Below are 15,384 nucleotides of genomic sequence, written 5' to 3'. Positions count from 1 at the left end.
GGGCTTCGATCATGCGGCGCCGGGAGTGAAAGGCCATGGGTCATCGGGCATGGGAAGACCAGCCGCTGCATCCGCCTTGGCCCTCTCTCCCGAATGCAATAAAGCACGTGGGAGAGAGGGTGTCAGCAGGCTTGACTGCGTATCAGCTGCTTACCGGGGTCTGCTGATCCAGCCAGCGCTCGGCATCCAGCGCTGCCATGCAACCGAAGCCGGCCGAAGTCACCGCCTGGCGGTAGACATGATCGGCTACGTCACCAGCGGCAAACACGCCGGGCACCGAGGTCATCGTCGCCATGCCTTCCAGGCCGGTACGGATCTTGATGTAGCCGTCGCGCATGTCCAACTGGCTTTCGAAGATGCCGGTGTTGGGGGTGTGGCCGATGGCGACGAAGAAGCCGGTGGCTTCGATATCGCGGGTGACGCCGCTGTTGACGTCTTTCACCCGCACGCCGGTCACCCCGGAATCATCGCCCAGCACTTCGTCGATGGCATGGTTCCAGACCAGTTCGATCTTGCCGGCAGCGGCCTTTTCGAACAGCTTGTCTTGCATGATTTTTTCGGCGCGCAGCTTGTCGCGGCGGTGTACCAGGTAGACCTTGCGGCCGATATTGGCCAGGTACAGCGCCTCTTCCACGGCGGTGTTGCCGCCGCCGACCACGACCACGTCCTGCTCGCGGAAGAAGAAGCCGTCGCAGGTGGCGCAGGCGGATACGCCGCGGCCCTTGAACTTCTCTTCGCTGGGGATGCCCAGATACTTGGCGGTGGCGCCGGTGGCGATAATCAGTGCGTCGCAGCTGTACTCGCCCGAATCGCCCTTGAGTCGGAACGGGCGCTGCTTGAGATCCACGGTATGAATGTGGTCAAAAATCATCTCAGTGTTGAAGCGCTCGGCATGTTCGGCCATGCGCTGCATCAGCACCGGTCCCTGCAAACCCTCGACATCGCCGGGCCAGTTATCCACGTCGGTCGTGGTCATCAGCTGGCCGCCCTGCTGCAGGCCGGTGATCATCGTCGGCTTGAGGTTGGCGCGCGCAGCGTACACGGCGGCGGTGTAGCCGGCGGGACCGGAGCCGAGGATCAGCAGACGGCTGTGCTTGGGGGTACTCATGGTTATAATCCTTGGGTTTGCTGGCAGCTTGAATCACATTTCGCTCCAACCCTTGCAATGGTTTCCTAAACCCGCTTCAAGGTCCACGGAGCAGCGTTGGAACCCGCAAGGATGGGGAAGACAGGCAGCCGATTCAAGGCGTAGGCGGACCCAATAGATGTTTCGATGCCTGGCATCACTAGATTTGTTAACGGCTTCATTTGTAACCACACCCTTGCGACGACCCCTACAGGATTCCTAATTCCCCATGCGTATCGGTATTCCCTCCGAAACCAAGACCCTCGAGGGTCGTGTTGCCCTGATCCCCGCCGCTGCCGCTGACCTGGTCCGCCGTGGCCACGAAGTGTTCATTCAGGCTGGTGCAGGCGAAAAAAGCGGCTTCTCCGACGAGGCCTATGCCCGCGTCGGCGTCAAGCTGGTGCCCGATGCCGCTGCGCTGTACGAGGCCGGCGAGCTGATCGTCAAGGTCAAGGAGCCGGTAGCTGGCGACCTCGCCCTGCTCAAAAAGCATCACCTGCTGTTCTGCTACCTGCATCTGGCGGCTGAGCCGGCACTGACCCGCAGCCTGCTCGACATCGGCCTGACCGGTGTGGCGTTCGAGTCGGTGGAAGAGAACGGCAACCTGCCGCTGCTGCTGCCGATGTCGGTTATCGCCGGCCGCATCGCCACCCAGATCGGCACCACGCTGTTGCACCGTCCGCAAGGCGGCAAGGGCAAGCTGCTCGGCGGTATGGCCTCCACCCCGCGCGGCAAGGTCGTGGTGCTCGGCGCCGGCGCTGCCGGTGGTAACGCTGCCGCGCTCGCCGCTGCCGCCGGTGCCAACGTGGTGGTCTTCGACAAGCGCCAGGACCGCCTCGCCGAAATGATGGCGATGGGCCCGAACGTGACCGCGCTTTACGCCTACGAGTCTTCGGTGGCCGAAGAAGTGGCCGATGCCGACATCGTCGTCGGTGCGGTGCTGATCCCCAGCGCCAAGGCGCCGCGCGTGGTGACCGATGCCATGGTGCAGACGATGGAGAAGGGCAGCGTGCTGGTGGATATCTCGATCGACCAGGGCGGTTGCTTTGAGACCTCCAAGCCGACCACCTGGAAAGAGCCGACCTATGACGTGCACGGCGTGACGCATTTCTGCGTCACCAATATGCCGGGCGCGGTGCCGCAGACCTCGTCGGTGGCCATTTCGGCGGCGATCCTGCCCTACGTCCAGCGTTTGGCCGGCGGCAAGGAATGGCGCGAGTTCGCCCCGCTGCACGGCGGTATCAACGTCGATGGCGGCGAGCTGGTACATCCGGCGCTCAAGGGTATGCTCTAAATCGCGCAAGGCGCCGGGGGCGTGTGGCAACACACGCCCCCGGCGCCATCAGCTACAACAGATGATAGACATTGAGGAAACCCCAACCGGTGGCGCGTAGCGCGAACGTCAAAAAAGAAGTCGAGAAGGCGGGCCTCAGTGAGGAGCTCAAGCGCCGTTTGCGCGAGGCCGGCGCGTTGCTGCTGTTGCCCCTGGCCTTGTACCTGCTGACCTGTCTGTTCAGCTACAACGACCAAGACCCCAGCTGGGGGCATGCCAGCACGGCCGAGCACGCGAGTAATTTCGGTGGTGCGGTCGGCGCGAACATCGCCAATTTGCTGCGCTATATCTTTGGCCTGGTGGCCTATTTCTTTCCCTTGCTGCTGCTGGTATTGGGGGTGCAGGTGCTGCGCCACCGCGGCGTTCGCACGGTGCAGCCGTGGGAGCCGTCGCTGCGGCTGATCGGTTTTGTTTTCTTCTTTATTACCGCGCCGGCGTTGGCGTGGCTCAATTTTCACGACGATCCAGTGCTGCCCGAAGGGGTCGGCGGTATCGTCGGTCGCTGGGTCGGTAACGGATTGCTGCATGCGCTGGGCGATAAGGGCGCGCCATTGCTGCTGCTGGCGATGTTTCTGATCGCGGTCACGCTTGCTACCGGGCTGTCCTGGTTCAAGCTGATGGATCTGACCGGCCAGGCGGTGGTCAAGCTGGGCAGCTGGTTTGGCGACAAGCTTCGCGAGGCGCCCGAGGTGCTGGCCGCCCGTCAGGCGCGCGCCGAGCGCGAAGTGGTCAAAAAGGTCGAGGCGGTCAAGCAGGCCAAGCGCGAGCCAGTGCGTATCGAGGCACCGGTGGCACCGGTGGTCAAAAGCGAGCGCGCCAAGCAAGAAACCCAGATTCCGCTGTTCACCGGCGCCGCCTTGCCGGGCGAGTTGCCGCCGCTGTCGCTGTTGGACGAAGCGCCGCCGCAGGGGCCTGGTTACTCCGAGGAAACCCTTGAGGTGCTGTCGCGCCAGGTCGAGCTGAAGCTCAAGGATTTCAAGATCGAGGCCAAGGTGGTGGGCGTTTACCCCGGCCCGGTGATTACCCGTTTTGAACTGGAGCCGGCCGCTGGTGTGCGCGGCTCGCAGGTGTCCAGCCTGGACAAGGATATTGCGCGTGGCCTCTCGGTAGTCAGCGTGCGTGTGGTCGATGTGATTCCGGGCAAGAACGTCATCGGCCTGGAAATTCCCAACACCAAGAAGCAAATCGTTTATTTGTCGGAGATTCTGCGTTCCGACAAATACGACCAGCTGAAGTCGCCGCTGGCGTTGGCGCTGGGCAAAGACATTGCCGGTAAGCCGACCGTGGTCGATCTGGCCAAGATGCCGCATTTGCTGGTCGCCGGTACCACCGGCTCCGGTAAGTCCGTGGCGGTCAATGCGATGGTGCTGAGCTTGCTGTACAAGTCCAGCCCGAAAGAGGTGCGGATGATCATGATCGACCCGAAGATGCTGGAGCTGTCGGTTTACGACAAGATCCCGCATCTGCTGGCGCCGGTCGTGACCGACATGAAAGAAGCCGCCAACGCCTTGCGCTGGTGCGTCGCCGAGATGGAGCGCCGCTACAAGCTGATGGCGGCGGTGGGCGTACGTAACCTGGCCGGCTTCAACAAAAAAGTTCGCGAGGCCGAGAACGCCGGGCAGCCATTGCTCGATCCGCTGTTCCGGCCGAATCCGGATATGCCCAATCTGGCCGCCGAACCGCTGGAGCCGCTGCCTTATATCGTGGTCATCATCGACGAATTCGCCGACATGATGATGATTGTCGGCAAGAAGGTCGAAGAGCTGATTGCGCGCCTGGCGCAAAAGGCGCGCGCTGCCGGCGTGCATTTGATTCTGGCCACCCAGCGCCCGTCGGTGGATGTGATCACCGGCTTGATCAAGGCGAATATCCCGACCCGTATTGCGTTTCAGGTGTCGTCCAAGATCGACTCGCGCACCATTCTCGACCAGAGCGGCGCCGAAACCCTGCTCGGTCATGGCGACATGCTTTACCTGCCGCCGGGTACCGCCACGCCCGAGCGCGTGCACGGTGCCTTTGTCGACGATCACGAGGTGCATCACGTGGTCGACTGGCTGCGTTCGCAAGGCTCGCCGAATTACATCGAAGGCGTGCTGGAAGAAGTCCAGGCCACCAGCGATGGCAAGTTCATCAATGATTCCGGCCTGCCGCTGGATGGCGAAGAGGGCGGTGGCGACGTCGAGGCCCAGCTCTACGACAAGGCCGTACGCATCGTTACCGAAAGCCGCCGTGCTTCCATTTCCGGCGTGCAGCGTCATTTGCGTATCGGCTATAACCGCGCCGCGCGATTGATCGAGCAGATGGAGCAAGACGGCGTGGTCAGCGCCCCGCAGCACAACGGCAATCGCGAAGTGCTGGCGCCGCCGCCGCCAAAGAACTGATGCCGTGGTACCTCCCCCTGCCGGCAGGGGGAGGCCAGCGGGCAACGCCTTCCATTAAGCCATCGCGCCGCACACTGCGCCGCTATCGTGGATACGAAAATCAAGGACCTCATGAAACGTCTAGCCTTTGCCAGCTTTGCCGCCGCCATCGCGCTGTCGCTATGCAGCGTGGCCCAGGCCGCGGCCGGTCCGGCCCGCGCCAAGCTTGATGCGTTTGCCAACGGCTTGCACTCGCTGACCGGCAGCTTTACCCAATCGCTGACCGACGCCAACGGCGGCCCGGGCAAGTCCAGCTCCGGCACTTTGTCGCTGGAAGCGCCGCGGCAATTTCGCTGGGAAACCACCGCACCGTACAAGCAGACCATCGTCGCCGACGGCAGCCGCGTGTGGATGTACGACCCGGATCTGGAGCAAGTCACCGTGCGCGTGCAAAGCACCGAAGAGGCGCACAGCCCGTTGACGGTGATTACCGATCTCAAGCAGATGGACCGCGACTTCAAAGTGGTGGAGCAGGGCGATCGCGACGGCTTGAGCTGGCTGCGCCTGACCTCGAACGGCAAAGACCCGCAGTTTGACTATGCCGATCTCGGCTTCGATGCCAACGGTTTGGCGCGCATGGTGTTTCGCGATCAGCTGGGCGCCACCACGACCATTCGTTTTGCCGGCTGGCAGCGCAACCCGCCGATTTCGCCTTCGACATTTAATTTTGTGCCACCCAAAGGCACCGATGTAGTGGGTGACGCCCCGGTGCTTACCACCCAGCCGCTTAAAGACTGATCCCGCCCCGTGTTACGCCAGCTGCCCCGCTGGGCCTGGTTTGGCGGCGGCTTGCTGGCGTTGATCGCCGGCACGATCAATGCCGTCGGTTTCATGGGTTTTCGCCATCAGGCGATTACCCATCTCACCGGCACCACGACGCTATTGGGCACCGCGCTTGCCGAGGCCAATGCGGCCGAAGCAATACATTGGCTGCTGGCCATCCTGTCTTTTGTCGGTGGCGCTGTGCTCAGCGGTTTCATCGTGCAGCAACATACCCTCAAGCTTGGTCGCCGCTATGGCATTGCCTTGATGGTCGAGTCACTGCTGCTGTTCGCTGCGGTGCCCTTGATTCATCACGGCAACGACGGCGGTCTCTATCTGGCGTCGATCGCCTGCGGCTTGCAGAACGCAATGGTCAGCACGTATAGCGGCGCTACGTTTCGTACGACTCATCTTTCCGGCATTTTTACCGATTTGGGCATCTATATCGGTCAACGTCTCCGCGGGCTGGAGGTGGATGCGCTGCGTATCCAGGTTTGTCTGGTCGTGGCCGGTGGCTTTTTGGCTGGCGCCACGGTGGGTTCGCTGCTTTTCAATGTATTGCAAGAGCGTACCTTGCTGATCCCGGCCTTGCTGACGGGAGTCAGTGGGCTGGTTTACGCCATTTATCGCCATCGCCGGATGAGTATCCCGGGCGACCACCGAGGTTGAGCGATAAAGCCCTCGCTTGGGAAATGACGCGCCGAAGCGCGGCGCGGGCTACGCGAATAGCGTGAACAGGCCCTAGTTAGAACATCATTTGAACACTTGTTTTTGTATCAAAACTGTAAGATGCGGCCTCGTGCGATGACGGCTCTGGTTGGCGACGGGTCGTACCGCCTACTAGGGGAAGGGAGAGGGCATGTATCTGATATGGATGTTCATAGGCGTCATTGCGTGCGTGTGGCTGGAGCAAAGCTGGTTTGCCGCCGCCGTGGGTGCCTTGCTGGGCCTGTTGTGGGGGCGGCTTTCCAGCGTGTCCCGCTCGCTGGGCGAGGTCAAGGCGGCGCTCAAGCAACTGTCCGAATCCGGCACCGCCGCTCGGCCCCTGCCAAGTACCCGGCCTGAGGCGGTGTCGCAGCCATGGCGCCCGGCTGATCCGGCCACGCTGCCGCTTGAGCACTCGCTGGACGACGATGAGCAAGCCGCCGCAGCGCCTGCGCCGCCACCGATACCGGCGGTAACTATCGGGCCGGTTTCCGTAGCGTCGCCACCGCTGAAGCCCAGTCCACTCGATGCCGACATGCCCGAGCCGCCGCGGCTGCCGCCGCGTGGTCCCGGTTTTGGCGAGTTGCTGTGGCAGCGCGCCTGGGGCTGGCTCAGCGAAGGCAATGTGCCGGTAAAGATCGGCATGCTGGTGTTGTTCGCCGGTGTGGCGGCCTTGCTCAAGTACGCCGCCGACAGCGGCATGTTGAAGATACCGATCGAGCTGCGCGTGTGCGCCGTGGCCTTGGCCGCGATGGCCGCCCTGTTTTTCGGTTGGCGTCAGCGTGAACAGCGGCGCGGGTTTGCCTTGTCCTTGCAGGGCGGGGCGATCGGCGTGCTGGTGATTACCATTTTTGCCGCGTTTCGCTTGTACGATTTATTGCCGCCGATGGCAGCGTTCGCCCTGTTGATTATCTTGATTGCCGGGGTCGGCTTGCTGGCTGTGTTGCAGGAGTCGCTGGCCCTGGCCGTACTGGGTTTGCTGGCCGGTTTTGCGGCTCCGATTCTGACCTCGACCGGGCACGGCAACCATGTGGCTTTGTTCAGCTACTACGCCGTGCTCAATCTCGCGGTGTTGGCGATTGCCTGGGTGCGCGCGTGGCGGGTGCTGAACCTGCTCGGCTTTATCGCCACCTTTGGCATTGGTACGGCCTGGGGTGTGCTGAGTTATCGCCCGGAACTGTTCGCCAGTACCGAGCCGTTTCTAATCCTCAATTTCCTCTTCTACCTGATTATTCCGTGGCTTTACCTGCGCCGCACCAGCAGCGATCGCGAGGCCTTGATCGACGGCAGCCTGTTGTTCGGCAATCCTTTGATCAGCCTGTTGCTACAAGGGGCGCTGCTGCGTTGGCAGGGTACCGATCTGGCGATCTCGGCGTTGGTCGCCGCGGTGATTTACATCGCGGTCGCCTGGAGCGTGCGCGATCATCGGCGATTCGGTGTGCTGCGCGACGCCTGGGCGGTCTTGGCGATTGGGTTCGCCACCCTGGCGGTGCCGCTGGCGTTGGATGCCAGCCTTACCGCCAGCGTGTTCGCCCTTGAGGGTGCTGGCTTGATCTGGCTCGGCTTGCGTCAAGGCCGCGGTTTTCCGCGCTGGTGCGGCTTGGGCTTGCAGGTGTTTGCCGCGATCGCCTTGATCTATGCGTACAGCCGTTCAACCGCTGAGATCGGCTTGCCCGTGCTCAATCGCGACTTTATCGGCGCCATGCTGATTGTCGCCGGTGGTTGGGCCAGCAGCTGGCTGTACCAGCGCCAAGCCGAGGCGACCTGGCGCATGCGCACGATGTCGGTGCTGCTTTATGTCTGGGGCATGTTGTGGTGGCTGGGTGCCGCTGCCGCGGAAATCGACCGCGTACTCAGTGGGCGTGCCGAACTTGCCGCGGTCTGGATGTTGCTGGTCGTCAGCGCGTGGGCGGTCGCCGAAGTCGCCCGCCGCAAACCGAGGGTCGAACTGGCTCAGGCGGTGGCGTTCAGTGCGCCGCTGTTGACCTGGCTGTCGCTGCTGCCGGTGCTTACCTGTTTTATCAGCGGCTGGCAGCCGCTCCATGGCTGGCTGTTGCTTGCCGTGGCGACCACGGCCGCGCTGGGCTGGCGCATGTTGGCTTGTCTGCGTGATTACCCGACGCCGGCCATCCTGGCGCAACTGGGCTGGTGGTGGCGTTGGGCGATGCTTGCGGGGGTGGCGATTCTGGTCGCTTTCGGCAGCAGTTTTTGGCTGGCGGATGCATGGCGCGGGCTGCTGGTTTCGGCACCAGCGTTGCTGCTGTGGTTTATCGCCTTGCAACGTCCGGGCTGGCTGGCCGCACCGCTGCCAGCTCAAAGGGGCGACATGCGCCGTTTGCTGATGTACTCGTTGTTGGCGGTGATGACGCTGGTGTTTGCGCTGGGTCTGCTGACCGATGGCAATGCGGCGCCCCTGCGTTACCTGCCGCTGTTGAATCCGCTGGAACTGTTGCTGTTGGCGATTCTCGCTTGCTTCGCTTATTGGTCGGCCGATGCCGCGACACCGGCCGGGGTACGGCGCTTGCGTCCAGCCATCTTCGGCATCGTGGCGATGGTCTTTATCACCAGCGCCACGCTGCGCGCGGTGCATCATCTGGGCGGCGTGCCGTGGAGCGATGAAATGGTCTCGTCGAGCCTGGCGCAAATGTCGCTTACCGTGGTGTGGAGCGTGCTTGGCGTGCTGGCCTGGATCGGCGGTTCGCTGCGTCGACAGCGCATGCTGTGGCTGGCCGGTGCCGTCACCATGGGTGTGGTGCTGCTCAAACTGTTGCTGGTCGATCGCGGCCACCTGGGCAATCTGTTTGGCATTTCGTCCTTTATCGCTTATGGCCTGCTATGCACGGTCATTGGTTATTTCGCGCCGGCACCGCCCCGGTCATCGCCTGCACCGTCCAAGGAATCCACCGATGCGCTTTGATTTCCGTTGTTTGATACCGGTGGCCCTGCTGACCGTGGCGCTAGGCGCTCATGCGGCAGCCGACAATGAATACGCCTATGCCTATCCCTTGCAGACGCAAGCCAAGGGCGAGGCTTATCGGCTGGTGCTGACGCCGTCGGTGTACGCCCATGTGCTGGGTTCGGCCGAGCTGCGCGACCTGGTAGTGGTCAATGCGCTGGGCCGCGAAGTCTCTTTTGCGCCGATGCCCGAAGCCCCGCCGCAGGTGCATCCGTATGAGTTGAAAACGCGTTTGCTGCCGGTGCCGGGCGGCAGCGATGCCGCCGCAGGCGTGCGCGTGCAGCGCAATAGCAATGGCGACATTGTGATCGAGCAGCCCCCCGCCAACGTTGCCAAAAGCCAGCCGATGCAATGGCTGATCGACGCGCGCAAGGCTGTCGCCATCAATCATATCGAGCTGCTATTGCCTGAAACGCTGGGCGATATGCGCTTAAGTGTGGAGGTAAAAGCCAGCAACGACTTGCAAACGTGGAGCGAGCTTTCCGACAGCACCACGCTGACGCGCAGTGCGCGTGGCGACGACGCTGTCGATCAGCGCACGATTGCCATCGAAGGTGGCCCGGCCCGTTATTACCGGCTGACCTTGCTCGATGGCAAGGCGCCCTGGAGCGTCGGGCAAGAGCCTGAGGTCACCCTGACCGGCAGCTTCAGCGATGCCGCCGCCGAACGCTATGCCTCCTTGCAATGGCTGCCGCTGCAAGCCGCCGTCACGGTCAAATCCGCCGCTGGCGGTACCGACTACGACTACCGCCTGCCTGGCGCGCTGCCGGTGGAGGCGGTGCGCGCGGTCATGGCCGAAGCCAATACCGCCGCCCGCTTCAGCGTGTCGGCCAACAGCGGCGACAACGCTTCGTGGTCGCCGCTGGGCACGCTGACCGCCGTCCGTGTGCAAAGCGATGCTGCCGGTGGCGACGTCGCGCGTTTCGATACGCATCGGGCGACGACGCTTCGCCTGCATACCGACACGCCACTGTCGCAGTCGCCCAGCCTGCAAGTGGGCTGGCATCCCGATACGTTTGTGTTTCTGGCCGAAGGCCCCGCGCCTTATCGTTTGCTTGCCGGCAGCTATGCGGCACGCCGTGCGGACTATCCGGTCGATGCGGTGCTTCAGCGTTTGCGCGCGACGCAAAGCGATGACTGGCAGCCACCGGCGGCCAGCTTGGGTGAGCCGGTCGATGCTGCGGGTATCGCCGCGCTCAACGCACCCAAGGTGCCTTACGACTGGACTCGCCCACTGTTGTGGGTAGTGCTGGTGGCGGGCGCCGCGATGGTGGCGGCGATGGCCTTCAGCCTGCTGCGCCGTGGCTCCAAAGGCGACGGTTCGAAAGAGGATACGACCGCACCCTGATCGTCAGCAGGCGCAGGTTTAGGGCGGCGCGAACAACGGCGCCAGCTCCGGATCTTGGCGCAGCACGCTCAGCTCGGGAGTGCTGCCGATCAGATGCGCCACCGGCTCGCGTTCGCGCATGGATTTGAGCATGGCTTCGCCATAGGCACGTTGCGGCGGTAGCAGGCTTAATCGCGCCTTGGCGCCGGGGCTTAGCCAGGCCGGTGGCGTATCGCTCAAAAGCGTCCAGGCTTCATCAAAGCGATGCAACATCGCCAGCGAACGCAACTCACATTCGCTGGCGGACGGGTCGGGTTTGGCCAGGCCGGCGGCGCGGCGGCATTGCCGCACCGCGCCTTCGAAATTGCCGGTGCGATAGTAAAACCAACCCCAATCCGATTGCAGTTCACTGTCGAGCGGGTTGGCGCTGGCGGCCGCGGTCATCTGCGCCAACGCCAGCGTCGCGTTGCCGTGAGATAGCTCCTTCCAGGCCACGGCATGCTGCACGCGGTGATCACGCGGTGCAACCGTTTGCGCAATGGCGAACCAGCGTTCGGCGGCGGTCGCGTCCCATTGATGCCAATAAAGATGATTGGCGAGCGTGACGATGGCCAGCAGCGAGCGAGGGTCGGCATCGATAGCCCGACGCAGGGCGATGCGTGCGCACTGCTGATGCTCATCGCCTGGGTCTTGCTGACGGGCCAGCGCGATATGCGCTTGCGCCAAGGCTAGCCAGGCGCTGCTGTAGCCGGGTTGTAAAGCGGCGGCCCGGGCGAGCTGTGCGATCGAACGCTGCGCGGCGTCATGGTCGAGATGCGTCGTCGCCAGTTGGCTGGACACCTCCAGCCATTCGTGTGGGGCCTGGGCGAGCCGGGCCGCCGTGTACAGGTCATGGCGCGGCGTGCTGACCATGGCGGCCCTGACCAGCAACTCTTCAGCTGCCTCGGGATTGTTTTGCAAAGGCACCGCATGCGTTTGCGAGCCGTCGTCAATTGTGGCGACCGCAGGCGCATCGGCCCGGTCGGTATTTTCCACTCGCACCTGAGCCAGATCGGGCAGATGCGCCAAGCGATCGAGCAAAAAATCGCGCAGCGTGTGGCTGGCGGCGGTGGTCAGCGGCAGGGTGATGGTGATCGCCGTGCGCGAACGCGATTGCCAGGTCAGCAGGGCCATCGCCAGCGCGATGCCAAGCACGGCAAGCGTGGCCCAGCGCGATGAACGCACCAGCATGATGGCTGGGATCGACGGTGCTGATTCATCGCCATCAGCCGCCCCGAAAGCGTCGCCGCCTCGCTTGCTCCTGACCGGCTGAGGATGCGGTCCGATCCAACGATAAGCACCGCCATCCATGCTCTCGATCAGGCGTGGGCTGCGGGCGTCATCGTCAATCGCCTGGCGCAGTTTGCGCATGGTGGTATGCAGCTTGCGCTCGAAACTATCCTGCTCCTGCGCGGCCCAGAAGCGTGCGTGCAGCTCGCTGCGCGTCACCGGTTGCCCGCGCCGCTCCCACAGGTAAAACAGCACGCCCAAAGGGATCTCTGGCAACGGCACGCGTTCGCCCAGGCGCTCCAGGCGATGCCGCGACAGATCAATCCACAGATCACCGGCACACCAGAACGTGACGTCGGTGAACGGGCTGTCCGAGGTGGCGCTTCCCCGCTGGCCGGAGTTTGAATGTGGCCGATTCACATGCGCGTCCGAAGGTGGCTCGCTTTCATCAAAGGGCTAGCGAGTATGGATAAGCCGGGCAACTTTGCGGCAGTGCCGCAGGTCACTGTCGGGGCGCGGCATAGGGCGGCCGTTGTACGTGTTATGCCGATACCGGCATGCCCTGCGAGAGCCCACCGACCCCTGCCATGGGCAAGCCCCCGGCGAGCTGCCGCCGCCCCTGCAACATGCCGCTATCTGTAAGCCCTGCGATGTGACGACAACGTCGAGTCAACCTCGGTCGCGCTGAAAAAGCGACCGGCATCCACGGCGAGCTTCGCTGGCGTGCCCCATCCGCTGCGGAGACATGCCGTATCATTTGCCGATGCCACGCCGCGACACACTGAATCCCCAAAGCCAGGGCTTGTTTGGCTCTGAATCGGACGAGCTGAAGCCACTGGCCGAGCGCATGCGTCCGCGCAGTCTCGATGAAATCGTCGGTCAGCACCGTGTGCTGGCGCCGGGCAAGGCGCTGCGCCGCGCGCTGGAAGCCGGCCGGGTGCATTCGATGGTGCTGTGGGGGCCGCCCGGTTGCGGCAAGACCACGCTGGCGCTGCTGGTGGCCCGTTATGCCGATGCCGAATTCCGCGCCGTCTCGGCGGTGCTGTCCGGCTTGCCCGAGGTGCGCAAGGCGCTGGCCGAAGCCGAGGCCAATTTCGCCCACGGGCGTCGCACCGTGTTGTTTGTCGACGAGGTGCATCGCTTCAACAAGACCCAGCAAGATGCCTTTTTGCCGCATATCGAAAAAGGCATCATCATTTTTATCGGTGCCACCACCGAAAACCCCTCGTTCGAATTGAACTCGGCGTTGCTGTCACGCTGCCGCGTACACGTGCTGGAATCGGTGTCGATCGATGACATCGTCGCCGCCTTGCAACGCGCCCTGGCCGATGATCAGCGCGGGCTGGGCGAGTTGAACTTGCAAGTGGCCGGCGAATCGCTGCGGATGATTGCCCAGGCCGCCGATGGCGATGTGCGCCGCGCACTGACCTTGCTGGAAATCGCCGCCGAGCTGGCCGACGACAACGGTACCGAACAACGGCACATCGACGAGGCCACGCTGACCCAGGTGCTGGCCGACCGCACCCGTCGTTTCGACAAAGGCGGCGAGCAGTTCTACGACCAGATCTCCGCACTGCATAAATCCGTGCGTTCGTCCGATCCCGATGCGGCGGTGTATTGGCTGAGCCGCATGCTCGATGGCGGCGTCGATCCGCTGTATCTGGCGCGACGCATGACCCGCATGGCACTGGATGCCTGGGATACCTACGAGCGGCTCGGCAGCCCCGAGGGCGAGCTGGGGCTGGCGCAGCTGGCGATCTGGCTGGCGATTGCGCCCAAGAGCAACGCCGCCTATGTGGCCTATAACCAGGCGCGTGCGGTGATCCGCGAAACCGGCACCCTCGATGTGCCGATGCATTTGCGCAATGCGCCGACCAAGCTGATGAAAGGTCTTGGTTATGGCAAAAGCTATCAGTACGACCACGATGCCGAAGGCGGTATCGCGCTCGACCAGCAATGTCTGCCCGACGCTTTGGATGGCACCGTGTTCTACGAGCCGGTCGAGCGCGGACTGGAACTTAAACTGCGCGAAAAACTAGTAAGCCTGCGTCAGGCGCGGCGGCAGGCGCGCGCCAAGTAATTAAGATCTCCCCCGCGGTCTTTGAGGTCATGCCATGTCCATCGTTTGGTACTTCGACTTTATTTCGCCCTTTGCCTGGCTGCACTGGCCCAAGGTAAAAGCGTTGGCCGCATCGCAGCCGGTGACGCTGCGGCCCATCGTGTTCGCGGGCCTGCTCGATCACTACGGCCACAAAGGGCCGGCTGAAATTCCCAGCAAACGCGAGTTCTCTTATCGATATGTAGTGTGGCGAGCGCAACAGGCACGGCAGCCACTGCGCTTTCCACCGGCGCATCCGTTCAATCCGATCGCTGCGTTGCGTTTGTGTATTGCCGCTGGTAGCAGCGTAGCGGCGGTCGATGCGATCTTCGAGTGGATCTGGGCGCAAGGCCGGGCAGGTGACAGCGCCGAAGCGCTGGCGCCGCTGGCGGCGCGGCTGGGTATCGCCGATATCGCTGGCGCTATTGCCGACCCCGCGGTCAAGGCGCAACTCAAGGCTAACTATGACGCGGCCCTGGCCGAAGGCGTCTTTGGCGTACCGACGCTGTCGCTGGATGGCCGTCTGTTCTGGGGCGATGACGCCCATGCGTTCGCCTTGGCCTATCTGGATAACCCGGCCCTGTGGGACGCGCCGGAAATGCAGCATGTGGTGTCGCTGCCGATGGCCGTTGCGCGACGTATTTAAACCGCCTCAGCGGCCTTTATCGACACTGCTGCGAGCGCCCTTGCGAGCGCTCAAGCCGCAGGCATAGATTCGCCTCACCAACGAGGTTGGAACCGGGGAGGGCGAATCATGCGTGTGCTCATCGCAGGTTTGATCGGCGGTATCTTGATGTTTGTCTGGGGCGCGGTCGCCCACATGCTGCTGGGGCTGGGCAGCATCGGCATGAAACTGCCGGTGGCCGAAGACACCGTGCTCACTAGCCTGCAGCAGGGGCTGGGCATGCAAAGCGGGGTGTATATGCTGCCGTCGCTGGCGCCCGAAAAAATGAGCGACCCGGCCGCCGTGCATGCCTATGCCGAAAAAGCCAAGGCCTCGCCCTATGCCTGGGTGGTCTACCTGCCGCAAGGCGACGACCTGACCCAGATGGGGCCGCAACTGGGCCGCCAATGGGCTTCTGACACCTTGTCCGCGCTTGCGCTGGCCTTTGTGATGGGGCTGGCGGCCTTCAGCTTTGCCCGCCGTATCGGCATTGCCGCCGCAGTGGCCCTATTTGCCTGGCTGAGCGCCATGGTGCCGTACTGGAACTGGTACCGCTTTCCACTCGACTTCACCCTGGCCGCACTGGCCACCCAACTTATCGGCTGGCTGCTTGCCGGTGCCGCCATGGCCTGGTGGCTGGGCCGCGCCGAGCACAAGCCGGCCTGATTCGCCTCGCCTTGCGCGCCAGAGGGCAGGGCGGGAACCATCCGCATGGCCGCCGCCG

Annotated in this window: 11 protein-coding genes; 9 read left to right on the top strand and 2 right to left on the bottom strand. The window is 63.4% G+C overall.

Features of this window, described 5'->3' with window-relative positions:
- Positions 1–142: 142 nt before the first annotated feature.
- Positions 143–1,108, bottom strand: coding sequence for a thioredoxin-disulfide reductase (trxB, locus tag OUZ52_RS19315; protein WP_266160171.1), 966 nt, complete (start codon positions 1,106–1,108; stop codon positions 143–145).
- A gap of 247 nt (positions 1,109–1,355) precedes the next feature.
- Here trxB and OUZ52_RS19310 point away from each other — a divergent pair, with 247 nt between their 5' ends.
- From OUZ52_RS19310 to OUZ52_RS19285, 6 genes are all read left to right on the top strand, one after another.
- Positions 1,356–2,420: an alanine dehydrogenase gene (locus OUZ52_RS19310; RefSeq protein WP_266160170.1), complete on the top strand. Its 1,065-nt coding sequence runs from the start codon at positions 1,356–1,358 to the stop codon at positions 2,418–2,420.
- A gap of 89 nt (positions 2,421–2,509) precedes the next feature.
- On the top strand, positions 2,510–4,840 hold the full coding sequence (locus tag OUZ52_RS19305; RefSeq protein WP_425493887.1) for a DNA translocase FtsK: 2,331 nt from the start codon (positions 2,510–2,512) through the stop codon (positions 4,838–4,840).
- A 111-nt stretch (positions 4,841–4,951) separates the two neighbouring features.
- Positions 4,952–5,617 (top strand): outer membrane lipoprotein periplasmic chaperone LolA, encoded by a 666-nt coding sequence (gene lolA / locus OUZ52_RS19300; protein WP_266160169.1) that lies wholly within the window; start codon positions 4,952–4,954, stop codon positions 5,615–5,617.
- A 9-nt stretch (positions 5,618–5,626) separates the two neighbouring features.
- Complete coding sequence (locus OUZ52_RS19295; protein ID WP_266160168.1) at positions 5,627–6,310, top strand: YoaK family protein; 684 nt, start codon at positions 5,627–5,629, stop codon at positions 6,308–6,310.
- Positions 6,311–6,500: 190 nt separating this feature from the next.
- A complete protein-coding gene (locus OUZ52_RS19290; protein WP_266160167.1) occupies positions 6,501–9,263 on the top strand; it encodes a DUF2339 domain-containing protein in 2,763 nt (920 codons plus the stop codon).
- A complete protein-coding gene (locus OUZ52_RS19285) occupies positions 9,253–10,650 on the top strand; it encodes a DUF3999 family protein (protein WP_266160166.1) in 1,398 nt (465 codons plus the stop codon). The genes OUZ52_RS19290 and OUZ52_RS19285 overlap by 11 nt, the downstream gene beginning before the upstream one ends.
- Positions 10,651–10,668: 18 nt before the next feature.
- Here OUZ52_RS19285 and OUZ52_RS19280 read toward each other — a convergent pair whose 3' ends face one another.
- Complete coding sequence (locus OUZ52_RS19280) at positions 10,669–12,318, bottom strand: winged helix-turn-helix transcriptional regulator (protein ID WP_266160165.1); 1,650 nt, start codon at positions 12,316–12,318, stop codon at positions 10,669–10,671.
- A 325-nt stretch (positions 12,319–12,643) separates the two neighbouring features.
- On the opposite strand from OUZ52_RS19280, the gene OUZ52_RS19275 reads away from it, so the two are divergent.
- From OUZ52_RS19275 to OUZ52_RS19265, 3 genes are all read left to right on the top strand, one after another.
- Positions 12,644–13,978, top strand: a complete 1,335-nt coding sequence (locus tag OUZ52_RS19275; RefSeq protein WP_323135377.1) for a replication-associated recombination protein A — start codon at positions 12,644–12,646, stop codon at positions 13,976–13,978.
- 34 nt (positions 13,979–14,012) lie between these two features.
- Complete coding sequence (locus OUZ52_RS19270; protein ID WP_266160164.1) at positions 14,013–14,642, top strand: 2-hydroxychromene-2-carboxylate isomerase; 630 nt, start codon at positions 14,013–14,015, stop codon at positions 14,640–14,642.
- Positions 14,643–14,750: 108 nt separating this feature from the next.
- A complete protein-coding gene (locus tag OUZ52_RS19265) occupies positions 14,751–15,326 on the top strand; it encodes a hypothetical protein (protein ID WP_266160163.1) in 576 nt (191 codons plus the stop codon).
- Positions 15,327–15,384 lie beyond the last annotated feature (58 nt).

It is taken from the genome of Dyella silvatica (genome assembly GCF_026283955.1).
Classification (GTDB): Bacteria; Pseudomonadota; Gammaproteobacteria; order Xanthomonadales; family Rhodanobacteraceae; genus Dyella_C; species Dyella_C silvatica.
Note: the sequence above shows the minus strand (reverse complement) of the source record. Positions and strands in the feature narration are given on the sequence as shown.